This window comes from Natribacillus halophilus (assembly GCF_900100185.1).
In the GTDB taxonomy this organism is placed as follows: domain Bacteria; phylum Bacillota; class Bacilli; order Bacillales; family Marinococcaceae; genus Natribacillus; species Natribacillus halophilus.
In genome coordinates this window covers 1-16,099 of the sequence record NZ_FNEN01000003.1, presented here as the reverse complement: position 1 = coordinate 16,099, position 16,099 = coordinate 1, and the positions used below count along the sequence as shown (strand labels likewise).

The 16,099-nt window shown below is 38.6% G+C and carries 12 protein-coding genes; 9 read left to right on the top strand and 3 right to left on the bottom strand.

Translation table 11 applies throughout. From position 1 onward, the window contains the following. Positions 1-476 precede the first annotated feature (476 nt). The 5 genes from BLS58_RS04455 (at position 477) to BLS58_RS04435 (ending at position 4,700) form a co-directional block, all read left to right on the top strand. The gene (locus BLS58_RS04455; RefSeq protein WP_090396438.1) at positions 477-1,343 is read left to right on the top strand and encodes a MurR/RpiR family transcriptional regulator; all 867 of its coding nucleotides are present in this window, start codon (positions 477-479) and stop codon (positions 1,341-1,343) included. Between the two features lie 175 nt (positions 1,344-1,518). Beyond that, a complete protein-coding gene (locus BLS58_RS04450) occupies positions 1,519-2,181 on the top strand; it encodes an RraA family protein (RefSeq protein ID WP_090396437.1) in 663 nt (220 codons plus the stop codon). Positions 2,182-2,211: 30 nt separating this feature from the next. Beyond that, entirely contained in the window at positions 2,212-3,081 is an 870-nt protein-coding gene (locus BLS58_RS04445; RefSeq protein WP_090396436.1) for a DUF1932 domain-containing protein, read from the top strand. A 27-nt stretch (positions 3,082-3,108) separates the two neighbouring features. After that, on the top strand, positions 3,109-4,458 hold the full coding sequence (locus BLS58_RS04440; RefSeq protein ID WP_090396434.1) for a TRAP transporter large permease subunit: 1,350 nt from the start codon (positions 3,109-3,111) through the stop codon (positions 4,456-4,458). 14 nt (positions 4,459-4,472) lie between these two features. Continuing rightward, positions 4,473-4,700, top strand: coding sequence for a hypothetical protein (locus BLS58_RS04435; RefSeq protein WP_090396432.1), 228 nt, complete (start codon positions 4,473-4,475; stop codon positions 4,698-4,700). A gap of 192 nt (positions 4,701-4,892) precedes the next feature. Here BLS58_RS04435 and BLS58_RS17430 read toward each other — a convergent pair whose 3' ends face one another. Next, complete coding sequence (locus BLS58_RS17430; RefSeq protein ID WP_176764604.1) at positions 4,893-5,045, bottom strand: hypothetical protein; 153 nt, start codon at positions 5,043-5,045, stop codon at positions 4,893-4,895. A gap of 1,203 nt (positions 5,046-6,248) precedes the next feature. Between BLS58_RS17430 and BLS58_RS04430 the strand changes: the two genes are divergently transcribed. The 4 genes from BLS58_RS04430 to BLS58_RS04415 all read left to right on the top strand — a co-directional run bounded on the left by BLS58_RS04430 (position 6,249) and on the right by BLS58_RS04415 (position 14,147). Then, positions 6,249-7,118: a helix-turn-helix domain-containing protein gene (locus tag BLS58_RS04430; RefSeq protein WP_176764603.1), complete on the top strand. Its 870-nt coding sequence runs from the start codon at positions 6,249-6,251 to the stop codon at positions 7,116-7,118. A gap of 90 nt (positions 7,119-7,208) precedes the next feature. After that, a complete protein-coding gene (locus BLS58_RS04425; RefSeq protein WP_090396425.1) occupies positions 7,209-8,018 on the top strand; it encodes a hypothetical protein in 810 nt (269 codons plus the stop codon). Between the two features lie 92 nt (positions 8,019-8,110). Then, positions 8,111-10,996, top strand: a complete 2,886-nt coding sequence (locus tag BLS58_RS04420) for a PD-(D/E)XK nuclease family protein (RefSeq protein ID WP_090396423.1) — start codon at positions 8,111-8,113, stop codon at positions 10,994-10,996. Further along, positions 10,989-14,147 (top strand): UvrD-helicase domain-containing protein, encoded by a 3,159-nt coding sequence (locus tag BLS58_RS04415; RefSeq protein WP_090396422.1) that lies wholly within the window; start codon positions 10,989-10,991, stop codon positions 14,145-14,147. Before BLS58_RS04420 ends, BLS58_RS04415 begins: the two co-directional genes overlap by 8 nt. Positions 14,148-14,281: 134 nt before the next feature. Here the strand turns inward: BLS58_RS04415 and BLS58_RS04410 are convergent, their stop codons facing one another. Together BLS58_RS04410 and BLS58_RS04405 are read right to left on the bottom strand one after the other, a co-directional pair. Continuing rightward, entirely contained in the window at positions 14,282-15,619 is a 1,338-nt protein-coding gene (locus BLS58_RS04410) for an LlaJI family restriction endonuclease (protein ID WP_090396421.1), read from the bottom strand. Positions 15,620-15,640: 21 nt separating this feature from the next. Next, entirely contained in the window at positions 15,641-15,982 is a 342-nt protein-coding gene (locus BLS58_RS04405) for a hypothetical protein (RefSeq protein WP_090396420.1), read from the bottom strand. Positions 15,983-16,099 lie beyond the last annotated feature (117 nt).

Below are 16,099 nucleotides of genomic sequence, written 5' to 3'. Positions count from 1 at the left end.
TATTAAAATTTTAATGAAAGAGTATAGCTAACATCATCCGATTAAAACACGAGAAAATTAGCCTGCAGCTTTCGAATGTGAGTCTTTCCCGGGTTTTGTAGTGACCTTGAATAAGGTATTTCCATGAATCGATGTGTGAAAAATGAGTTCGGGGCATGAGAAGCGCCTTGCACATTACTCTCTGTGCGTAGTATACTATCGAAAGGGAAGAACAAATTTAAAAAGACCGTTGGTGTGACTACATCATCGATCCCAACAGAACTTGTACTCACTTAAGGTGCAGTTCATCTAGATAAGGTGACTACCCCTTCAAGCTCAAAACGTTGCTCGGGGGTTGTCACTTTTTTCATTATCTTTTTTTGGGAATGAAATAGCCAAGCGACGAGATTGCTGTGCAAAGCATTAGTAATTCACACCTGACTGCATCTCGGGCGCCTTTGTTTGATATTATTATCGACACAGTTGGAGTAATAAAAATGGATAATCCCATCACGAATATAAAAGAAAATATATCAGGTCTAACCACTGCTCAAAGAAGTGTCGCAGATTATATTTTAAAAAACCCTTATGAAGTGGCCTTTTTCACCGTTGATCAATTAGCTCTTCACGTCGGCACTAGCACGACTACAATAATGAGACTGGCATTTAATTTGGGTTACTCGGGATATTCCGAGTTTCAAAAAGGGTTGCAGGAGATTCTAAGGAGTCAAACAGCTCCGCACACTCGTCTTGAGAGTAACTTAAAAAATATTGAAAAAGATGACCTGTGGATGAACACAATAAATCACCATATTAATCAGGTTCAACAAATGACGGAACAAATATCCAGAGAACAACTTGATAAGGTAACCCAAAACATTATTTCAGCTAGACAGATCTTTTGCACCAGTGTGCGAAGCGGTCTTCCGGTAGGCCAATATTTGACTCATGGTTTGAATCGAACATTAGGGAATTGCAAGCTGATTATGGCAGATTCAAGTGATTGGGTCGATGACGTTATTTCCATGGAATCCACAGACTTAATCATTGCCACTAGTTTTCCGCGGTATGCGAAACGGATCATTGATTTTGTAAAAACAGCAAAGGCACAGGGGGTACAAATTGTAGCGATTACAGATAATTATTCTGCGCCTATTGTGGAGGATGCAGATATTATTTTGCCATGTGATTCGAACAGTCTCGCGTTTCATAATTCCCCTATAACAGCAATGGTAGTGGCTGACTATCTCATTAACGCAACAGCTATAAAAGGATCCGAAAAAACAAAGCAACGCTTAAATGAGGTAAATAAAATATTAACAAATATTAACTATCATCATAACAAACCCTATCATAGTGACTAAACTTATAATGCAGGGCATGTAGAAACACTTTCAAATCACCTTTGAAGGTGTTTTTTTATGTCTCGAAAATAAATATGTTGTAAGGGTTTACAAAATATCTGTTAGGTGATAATGTAACAGTAATAAAATTTACTACTTAAAATAAAAAGTAATAAAAATTACTAAGGTGGTTATTATGAATCGACAGTGGAAACATCATTTGCTAGAAAGAATGAAAAAAATTGGCTCTACAGTCTATGCTGATGTTATTGATGCCAGTAACGGGATGGATTATAACGTAAAACCCGTAAATTTCAAAGAGCCATTGGTGGGTCAAGTACGAACGGTTTTTTTGCACCCGGGCGATAATTTATTTTTACATCATGCTATTTATAAATCAGCCCCTGGGGACATCCTTGTAGTCGATGGGAAGGGACATACGGAGGCAGCTTATTTAGGGGAACTAATGGCTGGCGCTGCACAGAAGTTGGGCTTAAAGGGCATTGTTATCGATGGGCTTGTGCGAGATAAAAAAGACCTTGGAGAAATGGATATTCAAATCTATGCAAAAGGTTTCGTATCAGCCGGCCCAACTAAAGAGGGTCCTGGATTATTTGATGAAACCATTTCTTGTGGTGGAGTGGTTGTTTCCCCCAATGACTATTTGGTAGCAGATGAGGATGGCGTAGTGGTTATACCTGAATCTGTTGTGGAAAGCACCTTAGAGAAGGCAGAAAAAAAATTAGAATATGAAAAAGCCCGTTTACAAAAAATCCAATCATATTCGAAAGAGGACGAAATGATTGGAACAATTGAACCCGATTGGTTACAACAGAAAATGGAAAAATATAATTTGTAATGCTCAGATGAAAAGAAAAGAGGTTTGGAAATGAATATTGGTTTTATAGGATTTGGAGAAGTTGGATATGAAATGTCAAAAGGCTTCAATCACCAGCAAAATCACAAGATTTATGTTTATGATCCCTTATTTGATAGAAAAGAAACCATCCAACGAGCGGAAGAAACACACACTACTTTGTTTGATGACACTAGAAAAGTTGTACAAAAACCCCTTGACGTATTGTTCGTCGCGGTACCGGCTTCCTATGCAGTTGAAGCGTGGGAAACAGTGTGGTCACATTTAAACAATAAAACTTTTTATGTGGATCTCTCCACAGCTAGTGCGGCTACTAAGCAGAAGATTAGTACAGGGATGATGGAAAAGGGAATTCAATCGTTTATTGACGGAGCCATTATGGGGCCGTTAAAGGAAGGGCAACACAAAGTTTTTACAAACGTGAGCGGTTACAAAGCCGAGGAATTTGCTCATTGGGGTAATGACCTTGGCATGAATCTTACATTCGTTAGTAAAAATATTGGGGATGCTACAAATATAAAATTCATACGAAGTATTTTTACAAAAGGATTATCAACGCTCTTACATGAAGTTATGGAAATAGCAGAGTTAAATCAGTTAGAAGACACTATATTGGAATCGATCGCAAAAACAATGGATAAAGAACCCTTCGAAAAAATAATGAATAGATTAATTACGGGGAATGTACTACACGCTGAACGACGGGTAAAAGAAATGGATAATGTCATAGACTTTATAAATTCCCACAATCAAGAACCACTTATGACAGAAGCAACACGCAATAAGTTAGCAGCTCTTTCGAATAAGAATTTAAAAAATCAATTTAATGGCGAAGCTCCACGAGATTGGAAATCTGTCATACGAACGTCCAATAGTACTTGATAAAATCTGAAAAAAAGGAGGGGAATTATGGGGATTATTGCTCTGATCATTTTTGTAAGCGCATTAATTATTTGGAGCGTCAAATTAAGAAGAAACTTAGGTGAAGGAGCCTTAGTCGGATTTCTGGCCATTGTTCCATTGGGAGGATTAGAAGCACCATCCTTATTTTTTCAAGGACTTACGTTTGCATCTACATTTTCCGTTTTGTATGCTGCTATTGCCTTTGTGTTTATGGCTTATGTGATTGACAAATTTGGAATTGTCGATCGGCTATTAGCTATTTTAAATTCATTAGTAGGAAAACTTCCCGGGGCACCGGCGATTATGGATATGTTAGGGTCCACTGCATTAGGGACTTTATCAGGCGGAGACTCTGGAAACACTGCAGCTACAGGCTCTATTACAGGACCATGGATGCTTCGAAGTAAGTGGAAAAAAGACAATGCGGCGATGACGATGGTAGGGAACGGTGGATTGGCTTCTGCTTTCCCGCCAACGACCTCAATGTTTATCGTATTAGGGTTTGCGCCTGTGGCCGCGGCAGTTTCCACTGGAGAATACTTTTTAGCTTTATTAGTCGCAGGTGCATATCAGCTTCTGCATCGTTTAATAGTGATTGGATTCTTTGTAAAAAAACAAAATATAAAAGCGTTCACTTCAGAATCCTTGTCGCCTTTAAGTGTATCATTCAAGAACGGATGGACGTCTCTGCTCCTTTATGTCGGGGCAATTATTCCTTTAGTTATTACGATTGGTCCTTTAGCAGATTGGCTGAGTGGAATTCCAACCCTTGGTGAAGAGGCCTTAGATAGTATTGATATCGTGATGTGGATTCCTACATTAATGATTATCCTTGCCTTTATAATTGGAAGAAAATCTTTACCAAAATCACCCCATGAATTCTCGGCATTTATCAGAAAATCAATTCCACGTTTTACGACCATTGGTGCCTTAATATTTTTCGCGGTTGCCTCAAGTGAAGTATTAACGCAATTGGGGTTATCGGATAATATTGCCCAAATCATGGATACTGTGAACACACCCGCTTGGTTGACAGTCTTTATCTTAGGTATAGGAATTACAATAATCGCAGGTCCATTGACTTCAACCGGTACTTTAACCGCGGTAGGATTGGTTTCTTATGAAATATTAGTAGCGGCTGGCTTTTCGCCTTTAATTTCGGCTGTCGTTGTACTGACTTTTGCATCCACTTCAGCGCAAATGCCGCCGGCATCCGGTTCTATTTATATTGCATCTGGAATCGTTGGAGCGAAGCCTGAATTGATATTTGTACGGCTTATACTCTATTATGCCTTACCGGTTATTTTAATCGGCTGGTTGATTGCTATGGGTATATTGCCAATACCAGGTCAGTAAGGAAGGTGATGAAAATGCAAAAGATATTGGAAAGACTGTTTACCATTAGCTTGGTGTCCTCTCTAACCCTTGCATTCATTATGATCATGTTGCAAATGATTGGTTTAGTCATTGGAGATGGTCAATTGATGATTCAGAGTAGCGAATGGTTAACGCAGCCAACCATTATTTTAGCTGCCGTTTTCTCGGGTATTGCGTTTATTTTGGGATATTTTCCGAAATACCGGGAAAGCAAAGGTTAATGTACTTGACCGGAGTTACAGGATCTACCATGTGCTCAGCTCAGTTCGTTTGGAAAAGCGCCCCCAACTTAATTTTTTCACAATAAGAATGTTTACTTTTGACTTCTGTGCGTAGTATAATATCACCAAAGGGAAGAATAAACTGAAAAGACCGTTGGTGTGGGAACGCCAACGGCCAAACAGAACTTGTACTCACTTAAAGTGCAGTTCACCGGGAAAGGTGACCACCCCTTCAAGCTTGTCCTGCTCGGGGGTGTCACTTTTTTTCATTGTTCTTTTTTTTGCAATGAAATAGACGAGCGTCGAAATAGCTGTGCAGAGCATCAGCGCTTCATACACTGTCATAAGTGTTCACCTCCTCTCACCCATAAGAGATGGGAAGAAAGGAAGGTGAACTGCACCCCGAGCACATTCTGTTGTGATTGTAGTATACCATTGTTTTCTAGTGGCTTGGAGATAAAATTCTATTATTTAATATTGATTCCTCTATATTGCTTCCCTGCATATACTCCCTCGTTGTTGAGAATTCCGGTAAGAAGAAAAAACAAAAAGACTTAATGTTCCCTGACAGGAGTTATCCCCTTGGCAGCTATAATGACAGTTGAGTGATTATATTTTTTTATCAAAGAAGTCATGGAGGAATTGAAACATTACGTGTACATATAATCAGACCCGTACACCTTGTGCGAAAAGTTCCTGCCATAAATGGTGCTGCAATTCACAATAAGAATGTTTACTTTTGACTCCTGTGCGTAGTATAATATCACCAAAGGAAGAATAAACTGAAAAAGACCGTTGGTGGTGCTACACCAACGGCCAAACAGAACTTGCACTCACTTAAAGTGCAGTTCACCTCGGTAAGGTGACTACCCCTCTAAGCTTGTGCCGCTCGGGGGTGTCACTTCTTTTTTTCATTGTCTTCTTTTTTGGCAATGAAATAGACAAGTGTAGAAATTGCTGTGCAAAGCATCAGCGCTTCATATACTGTCATAAGCGATCACCTCCTTTCACCCATAAGAAGATGGGAAAAAGGCAGGTGAACGGCACCCCGAGCACAAATCTGTTGTGATTGTAGTATAACATTAATCCTTAGGGATTTGGTTATAAATTATATCAAAAATACAAATATACAACGCAAATAAAGCTATCCCATAGCAGGATAGCTTTTTAAATATATAGAAATAGATATTTAGTTATGATACATAAATTTGTCATTTAGACAATAACAATAAGTCATACTAAGTGTGAGTCAAAAACGAACTGTCAAAGAAAGCTAACGCATCTTTTTAACAAAGAAAGCAGGACGCTTTCGCTTGTGCGAAGAGTTCCTGCCAATCGATGCAAGTTTCACGCACGCGCATATGCGGTGAGTGAAACTCATGTTTACTTTTATTATGGTTTAAAAATTTACAATTGTAAAGAATGTTTTATGAAAAGTTTGTTTATTTTTAGCATCTGTACATACCCTGGTGTTATATATAACCCCCCCTTTTTTGTTTCGAAAGCGTCGATATTTCTATTGAGAAGAAAAAAATAGGGGGCTATATGATGCATCCAATTCTCAGCAATGCCGATCTCTGTTCATACAAATCGCTGTCGCCATTCACGAATGTAGACGAACTTAACAGGGCGATTCGTAAGCACTTATACGCTAATTCACACGAATTAACGGAAAACGCCGTCGCTGTTTTCAAATTGATTGCTCGTCATGCGGTGAAAACGATCGGTGTGGCTTTTTTAAAATATGATGTCATTGCCGCGCAAGTTGGCGTTTCGTCCTCAACGGTCAAGCGGATCATTCGTGTGCTTAAAGAGCGGCAGATGATCGACGTTTATCGCACGATGAGACAGCGCGGGAAGGTGCGCGGCGGGTACGGCCATAACGTATTTGTCATCGTTGATCTATCGGCTGAGCCGTCGGAAATGAACCATCGATCAAACCCGGAAAATACTGATGCAGCAAACGTTCAGGCCAAGCAAAAAGATAACGAAGCTTTGTCTTTTGAAGCAAGCTCTCTTTCAGAGAAAAAAGAACCCATTCGTAATACACGTAAAGCCGTTGCGAATGAAAAATTAGACGCTTCTTTCATCCCGGCTCATGTACCTCCCCTTTTCGTCACAGAGGCTAAACCGTTTTATGATGCTAAGGACATTTATAAACTCTGGGGTCGCGCGGTATACGCATATAAATATATCAATACCGATGCCGATCTCACGGAAGAAGCCATTGTACATTCAATTGTGCAGGCGTTTAAAGGCGCGATATTTATGAAAAAAACCGGCCGTTTGCGCGGTTCATTAGCGGGCTACTTTTACGGCGCAAACGGATTTTTGAACGGATCTACGAAGAGGAACTCGACGAATTATGGCAGGAACAGTGCCGAACGAGCAGGCCAGAAGATTTGCCGGCGTGGTTGACGGCTAAGTAAAGAAGGCAAAAATCGATGCCTTGAGATTTGCATGAATTGGTCGATCGTGTAGATGAAAAAATAAAGGGAGGTAGGTATTATGAAAGTGATTAATATCAAAGATTTACGAATGAAGAATTCTTCAATTGAAAAAGAAAATAAGTTATGGGAATTTGATGATTACTTTGAGTATTGCTTAATTGATGATTACGAATCGATATTTGATAAGTTCAAAGTGGAATCCATTAAAATTGATGATTATTTTGTATCAATTCTGGAATCAGGAAAGAATTATCTGATGATTGCCTTACTCTTTCCTAAAACCTATAATGTTCATGAAATAGTTGATTTTTTGGACAATCATTCCTTTGGCTTTAATGAAAAAGATGAAAATGGCTATTTTATAGACAACGCTGCCTCAATTGAAACAACTTTATTATTTAAAGGTATGCCGATTGTTGTTTCAACCATTGGAAATGATAAAATTTATTTCTCTATAGATGGACTGACAGAAATTACTGATAGTTATCAGCATTATCATAGCATTGTTAATACAGCTGATGCTTCTAAGGTAGATGTGCAAAAAGAAATGGAGAAAAATCAATCGTATGAGCCCTTTGCAGATTGGGATGACTCAATTACTCTGGGTAAGCAAACAACTTATCTTGATGATGGACGGTATATTAGGGCTGACGTCTGGGCAGAAGATGGTTACACATTTATCACCTATTCTTTTTCGGCAAAAGGCATAGAAAATTATTCAGGCGAGCAGCTTACGAAATATCTAAAACAAAATGGGATGTCACAAAAATTGGATAAAGATAATTATGACTTTTTTCGTTTCACAGATCAAGATTCCAATGATCGCTTAAGCGTTACTATTGTTGTTGGAGAGGCGGACGACTGGTGAATCATTGGATACGAAATACAAAGATACCAGTTGTAAAATATTTCTTTATTGAATAAAATAAATGAAGAACACGTAATAGGAGTGGTCTTTCTATGGTTCAAATTCCTCAGGTTAATACTCTTCTCGTTAATTCGTTTACGGAAGCCGATTCGTTATTAGCATGTATAGGGGTTCAACATCAACGAAACATTAACTATCAAGTGAAACGAGTCTATGATATAGCTCTGGAACTGTTACTTTTATACAGAGATACTTCTTTTGAAGTGCTTTCTGTTCCAGCTAATCAATCTCTGGTGGAAAAAATAGTGGTTGAGAGGAAATTGGATAATAAATTTCTTTATTTTAAAAACACTGATGTGACTCATGGTTTTATCGATGCTATGCAACAAATGATTAGTAACTTGCGTCTGGACGGATGGGAGAGCAATCATTTTCCATTTAACGCATTTGTATCTAAAGAAAAAGCAATGGATATTCAGCAATTGCTCCAAGCCTATGAAGAAACATTGGTTGAACACGAATGGTTTGACGAAGCTCGGTTATATAAAGAAAGCATTCCAGTTATTGAACCGGAAGAGAACACTTATTGTCTAGCACCGACTCTCACACTCAGTTACTTGGGAATGCAATTTGTAGAGAGGCTTCCGGTAGAGAACCTGGAGGGATTACCACTATACCAGATAGCTAACTTGGAAATACCAAGCTCCTTACATGAATACATAAAATGGGAAGAAAGCTCCCCTTGGATAAATTTTTGGAGAGATAACCCCATGCAAATGGACGCATACTTATATCGAAGCACTACAAAAGAATTGGAGATTCAGGAAGCTTTTCACCAGATTCATCGTAATACATTTACACTTGAAGAAACAGCTTGGCTATACCCGGATGATGGTTCTTATGAGCCAGCGATTCAACGCGTTTTGGAGGAAAAAAATATCCCCTTTACGTGTGCGAATGGAGTCCCGGTTCTCAACAGTAAACCGGGGAGATTATTACAAGGACTCATTAAATGGGCACAAAGCCGTTACAGTGCAAGTAAGTTGTGCGCTCTACTAAGAGAAAATCTTCTTGATGTGGAGAACCCGCAGATAATAGCTAAATACATAGAAAGAGCAGATATTCGTTGGGAAAGCTTTCAATATGAGAAAAAGTTGAGCCAACTCTTGAACGAAACGACAGAAGAAAAACAAATTGAACGGATTCGAGAAACGAGGCGTTTGGTGCGTTCATTTTTCCGTTACCTTCCGGTATCAGAGGAAAACCTGGATCTTCCTGATCTGCTTCGTAAGCTGACAAATTTCATGCAAAAATACAGTGTTATAGAAAGTCCGGTTGATGAAGCCGCGCAGCAAAAAATATTCGAGTATTTCGAACAGATAAGTATATTCAGTGCAAGCCATCTATCCTTGAACGACATGTTCGAACGCATTACAGAATCTCTTGGCCAACTGCGCGTAGTAGCCACTGGCTCTAAACCCAACAGGATCCATCTTGCACCTTTGTCCAAAGGGGTTTTTGTTCCAAAGAAGAACGTTCATATTTTCGGTATGGCGCAAGACAGAGCGCCCAGTCAGGTGCGAGAAGATCCCTTACTTCTTGATAAGGAAAGAAGGGCAATGGAACGAAGACTACTTGCATCCGGGGATAAAATGAAAGAACAATGGTTTTGGCTGACCCAACTCATCGTACAACAGGAAGGAAAACGGTTATCCATAAGTTACACAGCTTTTGACATCATGGCTAACCGTTCGGTTTTCCCATCATCATTTTTTATACAGGCTTTTCGAAAAGTATATGATCAAACCAGGGCGTCTTTAACAGAAATAGAAAAAGTTTTACCGATCATTGATGGGTTGTCGGAAGAAAACTGGACAGAAGAAGATGTATGGCGTCAATCTTTAGAGAAGGGTCGGGGCGTACAACTTGCGGAGGATGCGAAAAATCTGTATCAGCTGGAAATGCCAAAAGACGAATATCGAAGGGCAAGACAAGAGGAAAAAATAACCGAATATGAAGGATATGTGCCGATTGCAGAGGGTGTTTACGATCCTCGTTTGAATCATGACCTGGTAATGTCGGCTGGTAGCCTGGAGCTTCTCGGTAAATGCCCCTATGCCTACTTTTTCGATAAGGTCCTAAACCTTCGAAAAAAAGAAATGAGAGACTACGATCCAGAAAATTGGCTTGATGAAGCGGAAAGGGGAACGTTGTTACATAAGTTGTACGAGCATTATGGAAGAGAAGCAATGCACCGTAAAAACCCTATGACATTAAAGGAATTTGAAAGCTATGCAGAAAAAGAATTGGCTGTCTGGAAAGAAGAGAACCCCCCGCCGAGTGAGCACATATATGAGGAAACGAAGCAAAAAATATTACGATCCTGTCGGATTTTTTATCAGAATGAACAGGAAAATGATGCTCATAGAGTACAAGAAGTAGAATACGAATTTGGGTTTGAAGATTCTTTAGCCAGTATTAACCTTTCAGGAGATGCTGCACTCCAACTGCGGGGCAAGATTGATCGCATAGAGGAAAGCGGAGAACAAGAATTACGAGTATTGGATTATAAGACCGGAAAGCCGTCCAGTCGTTATTCTTCGAATAAACCTTTTCATGGAGGGAGGATGTTACAGCATTATTTGTATATGAAAGCTCTCAAAGATACGGGGACATTCGAGCAGCCGGTTGTTGAAACGGGATATTATTTCCCCAGCGACCGGGGTTATGGTTCAATAGCCATTCATGAAGTGAATCACAACTATGAAGAGAGAGGCGACCGTGTCTTAAACCGTTTGCTTGATATCATTAAATACGGAGAATTCTTTATGACTGATGATAAGATGGACTGTACTTACTGTGATTTTACGGATGTTTGTAAACGCACACAGTATTCTAATGATATGCTCAATCAGAAAAGACAAAACGGGGGTTCGCTGGGAACCGAAGCTTTTAATGGGGTGAGAAGCATTGATTAATGAACTCATGGATGCATCGGAACGAGAAATAATCGTTAGCGACTTGGACAGAAACATGCTTATAGAAGCTGGGGCAGGTTCCGGGAAGACGACAAGCATGTTGGAACGAATGGCAGCCCTCATTACTTCCGGAAAAGCGAACGTTGAGAATATTACTGCTATCACTTTCACCAAAAAAGCTGCAGACGAACTGCGGTTTCGTTTTCGACATATATTAGAGCGTAAGGAAAGGGAGAGTGAGGCGCCATCAATAGAAAGAGATAGGTGTCGCCAAGCCCTTGGAAAGATAGAGGAATGCTTCATAGGAACGGTGCATTCGTTTTGTGCACGTCTACTTAGAGAACGTCCAATCGAAGCAGGTGTGGATCTTGCTTTTCGGGAAATCGAGGAATCAGAGGATGAAGAGATTCTTTACGAGGCATGGGTTGATTATTATCATGAACAACGGCTAAGATACCCTGAATACTATCACTTTCTCCAAAGCTTAGGGCTATCCATGTCGGATCTTTACCCGAATCTTCAGGAACTGGTTCGCTATCCGGAAGTAGAGTGGAAGGCAGCGCGAATAAATCCACCTAACATTGAGGAAGTGTGGAATCGTACAATAACCCTATGTAGAGAAGCTGAAAAGATGCTGAGAACCGATCGGAAGAAAGCAGATCCACTTGAAGAAATCATTTCACAAATACTAATGGCTGGCAACGTAGTAGAGTCTGATGCGGATAAAATCCTTGCTCTTGAAGGTTTTCAAAAACAGATAAAAGTTACTCATAAAAATTGGCATACCAAAGAGGATGCTAAATATTTTAAAGATCAGTTCCAAAACTTAAAAACAGAAGAAATTGAACTTGTTTTACAACAATGGCACGAGTACACCCATTTTCATATCCTCACGTTTTTACAAGGAGCTATGGAGTGGTATGAACGAGCGAAGCAAAAAAAAGCTATGTTGAACTATCAAGATTTACTTTTAAAAACGAAAAAACTGTTACAATCTCACGTGCATGTGCGCATCGACTTACAAAGAAAATATCGTTTTCTATTCGTAGATGAATTTCAGGATACCGACCCTATCCAGGCAGAGATCATGTTTTTGTTAACCGCTGAAGATCCCTCAATGAATGACTGGCGACAATGTCGTCCCAGAAATGGGGCTCTATTCATTGTCGGTGATCCTAAACAATCCATTTATCGATTTCGGCGAGCTGATATAGACATGTACCTTGAAGTGAAAAAGAAAATCCATTCTTATGGTGGTGCGGTTCTGACTTTCACTACCAATTTCCGAACGATTTCGGAAGTGACAACGCCACTTAACCGTTGGTTGGAAAACGTCTTTCCTTCCGAGCCTGATAAATACCAGGCTGCTTTTCAGCCCCTGAACCCCGTTAACAACGGTGAAGATGGAGCGATGCAAGGCGTATATATCTCGGAAGTTGCCCATAATAAAACCACGGCTGTGGTAGAAGAAAATGATGCTGAACAAATCGCTTTCCATATTAAGCATTTGCTAAATGAAGGTTATAAGTTCGAAGATATATTGATTTTGCAAAGATATAATAAACCACTCACTAAATACGCTGCGATCCTTGAACAACACAACATTCCCGTCAACGTAAGCGGGGAAATATATTGTAAGGATATTCCGGAATTTAAAGATTTGGCTTCTGTTTTTGAAGCCATCGCGGACGGCAATGACGAAAGAGCAACCACAGCTGCACTTAAAAATGTCTACTTTGGGGTCTCTGATGTCGACCTTTATGAATGGAAGCATGCCGGCGGAGGTTTCTTTAGCTACAGCGATTCGCCATTGGCGGGAAAAAACGATTTGGAAGAATCATTGGCACAATTACATACCTACCAAAAAATAGCTCGACGCACCTCTGTTGCAGTCGCTATGATTCATGTCATTAAAGATTTAGGCATGCTTCGTCATATAGCTTTAAATCATAGGGGAAAAGAAGCTAAGCAAGGGTACGATCATTTAATTGAAACACTTGCAGAGCAGTCATTTTCTACTCTATCCGAAGGTGAGACGTGGTACAAAACATGGCTGGAACAAAAACAACGATCGCTCGAGCAAAACGTAGAGAAAGACGCTGTCCGTGTGATGAATGTTCATAAAGCAAAAGGGTTGGAAGCGCCCGTTGTTTTTCTAGCCAATCCTAGCGGTTATCAGAATAATGAAGATAAGATCAATGTCCACATTCAAAGAAAAAATCAGGCAGCGGAAGGTTATGTTTTGTTTGAAAAACCACACGGTCCTTATCAAAAAAAGACCATTGGTCGTCCTTTGAACTGGGCTGAGGCGAAATCAGAAGAGATAACCTTTCAAGATAAAGAAGAATTCAGGCTTCTTTATGTAGCTGCTACACGAGCAGAGCGAATGCTTATTATTTCCTCTTCGAGTGATAACAGTAAAAATTGTTGGCAGCCGTTATTGGATATACAAGAAACAGAGATATTTCATTTGCAGGAGCCAACCCAAAGTGAAGTCAGAACAAATACTATTATTCACAAACAGCGCATTGAAAATGCCAGAAACAACGAACACGATGCGGATAAAGCAATGCGTGAATTAATCACAGAAGAGTGGTCGCCAACAAAAGATAAAGAGCAACCTCTTCCAGCCATTGCAAGGGAAGAAGGAGGAGGAACGGAACGGGGGACGTTTATTCACCAAGTGTTGGAGCAAGTCGTTAAGGGACGGAATGTGCAAAGATTCATTCCCAACCTGGCACATCAACAAGGTTTTACAGAAAAACAAATCAAACAGGCATTTAAGATAGTAGAACAATTTCAAAATTCAACAGTTTACCATGAATTACAAAATGCTCAAGCTGTTTATACAGAATGGCCGTTTAATTTGGAACTAACACCTCACGATGAAGGGTATTCAGATCTATTTGGAAGTGATCAAACTAATAAGCGATTGAAGGGATATATAGACTTAGTGTATTTGACTGAAGACGGGTGGAAGATTATTGATTACAAAACGGACAGGTATGAAAAAGAGGAGGAAAAAGAAAAGCTCGAAGCTTTTTACCAAGATCAACTTGACTATTATAAAATTATTTGGGAAGTTATCATGGGTGAAGAAGTCCATGCAGCAGAACTTTATTTCACTGAAGAAAAGTTAATATTGAAATAAAATGTAAATTTAAGGACCCCACTCCCCCATTAGTGGAAACCATTAGATTTCTCAAAGTAGGCACTTCGTATAATTATCACGGGAATCCAAAAAGTTCGCCACAGTGCTAGTTAAATCTGGAAGAAAAAATGTCGTTAACTTGGATATCCGTCTATAAATAGTTCACTGATTATTTCGTTTGATAATTTTCTTTTAAAAATGTAATATTTATACACGATTTCAGCAGGTAAGCTAACAATCAATATATCCTTCAGCGGTAATTGTTTAAGAAAGTTTATATACACTTTACCGAGTAACTTAAACTCTTCGCTTTCGTTTGGAACCAAAAAAGCATTTATTTTATTATTGTACTCCATTCTCTTGTAATAGTCTTCAAGTGCTAAATCATATAGATATTGTTTCGTGATATCCTCCAATTTAGGGTTTTTATTCTCAAAATTGTTTTCGTTAAATGATATATTGTAGTATTTTGCATCCAACAATAAAAAGAAAGTATCACTGCCTATATTTGCTTCGGTTATTATATCAGGAGATAAGGATCTTGCTGATAACTTATTGCCAAGGTTGTCTTCCCATATTGGCCTATCAATTTCCTTGTATAATTGAGGCATGTTTGTAAAAATATAAATGCAAACTTTTTCCCAGATCTTATGAAAATGTTTCGTCCCAAAAAAGCTAACGTTATCATTAGGACTTACATAGTTTCTTCGACTAATATAAGTAATCATGTTTTTTAAAAGGGTAATATTTCTATCATTGAACTGATTATTCAGTTCATTATCAAGTGCTGTTATTGCTACTTCATCTAATTCTATAGACTGGTTATAATCATCAAATACAATCTTTGAGTATCCTAAAAAATAATTGAGACCTGTTTTTATTAGATAGTCAGAGCATTCAGCTAGTATAATCTTATGCATCTTTGTAATAAGATCATAAGTATCCTGCATCCTATCAATAGAATAATAATCTAAGTGAACAAATTGATTTCCAACTTTATAAGCTGTGCTTTCATTAACAGTTTTTTCCCAATCAATTTCGTTTACCCCGTTTAGTTCATGTATGGTTATATCATTACTATATAAGCCGCTTTCTAAATAGTCTTGTATGAAGAAATCTATAAGTGGTATTAGGTTAGATGATTGACCACTTGTTCTTTGGATGCCTAAAGTTTCAAATTCTTCATGTTCTAACTTTTCACTTCGAGAATACTCTCTGAATAAACGAATTAACTGGACAGCTTGATTTTCATTTATATGTCCAATGTATTTTGGATAAACAAACATGACTCTACCGAAAGATTCGATCAAACCTACATATTTAAAAACATATATCATATTTTTTCTATCTATAATGTTCTTCTCCATCAAATTAGCTATTATTCTTTTTAAATCACTTTCAGTTACATTTAACTTGGCTTGTAGTTCTCTCATTGTATAAGGAAGAAGCTCCTTTATATAAATAGGGCCCATATCAAACACCTTCTCTATAATTTATGAACGATATTCCTCCGATTCTTCTGCTATATTTAACCTATCATATAATGCTTCGTTCTTGATTTCAAATACTGAATCAAAGATGTTAATCCCTTTTTCATACATTTTTAGGAGGTCAGAAAATCTTGAAACATTATCAGAAAATACTTTGCCGGAAGCATATTTTTCTACATCTTCATAAAGGTACATGAGTAATTTATTTTTAAAAGTTTGGTCAAAAACGCTTTGATCCTCTAAAATTTTAGGTTTTATAAAAAAAGGTCCTATTAACTTATCTTCCCTTACGCCGAGACTAGATAGAAAATCATTTATTTCTTTTCGAAAAATATTCCACTCCACTTTACCCAAAAAATTAATTGTGACTAGTGCACAATGGTTGAATTAACCACTCACACCAATGTTATCCTGCTGATAGAATCATAGATACGAGGTGAGTTGTCATCATGGTCGCTCAAC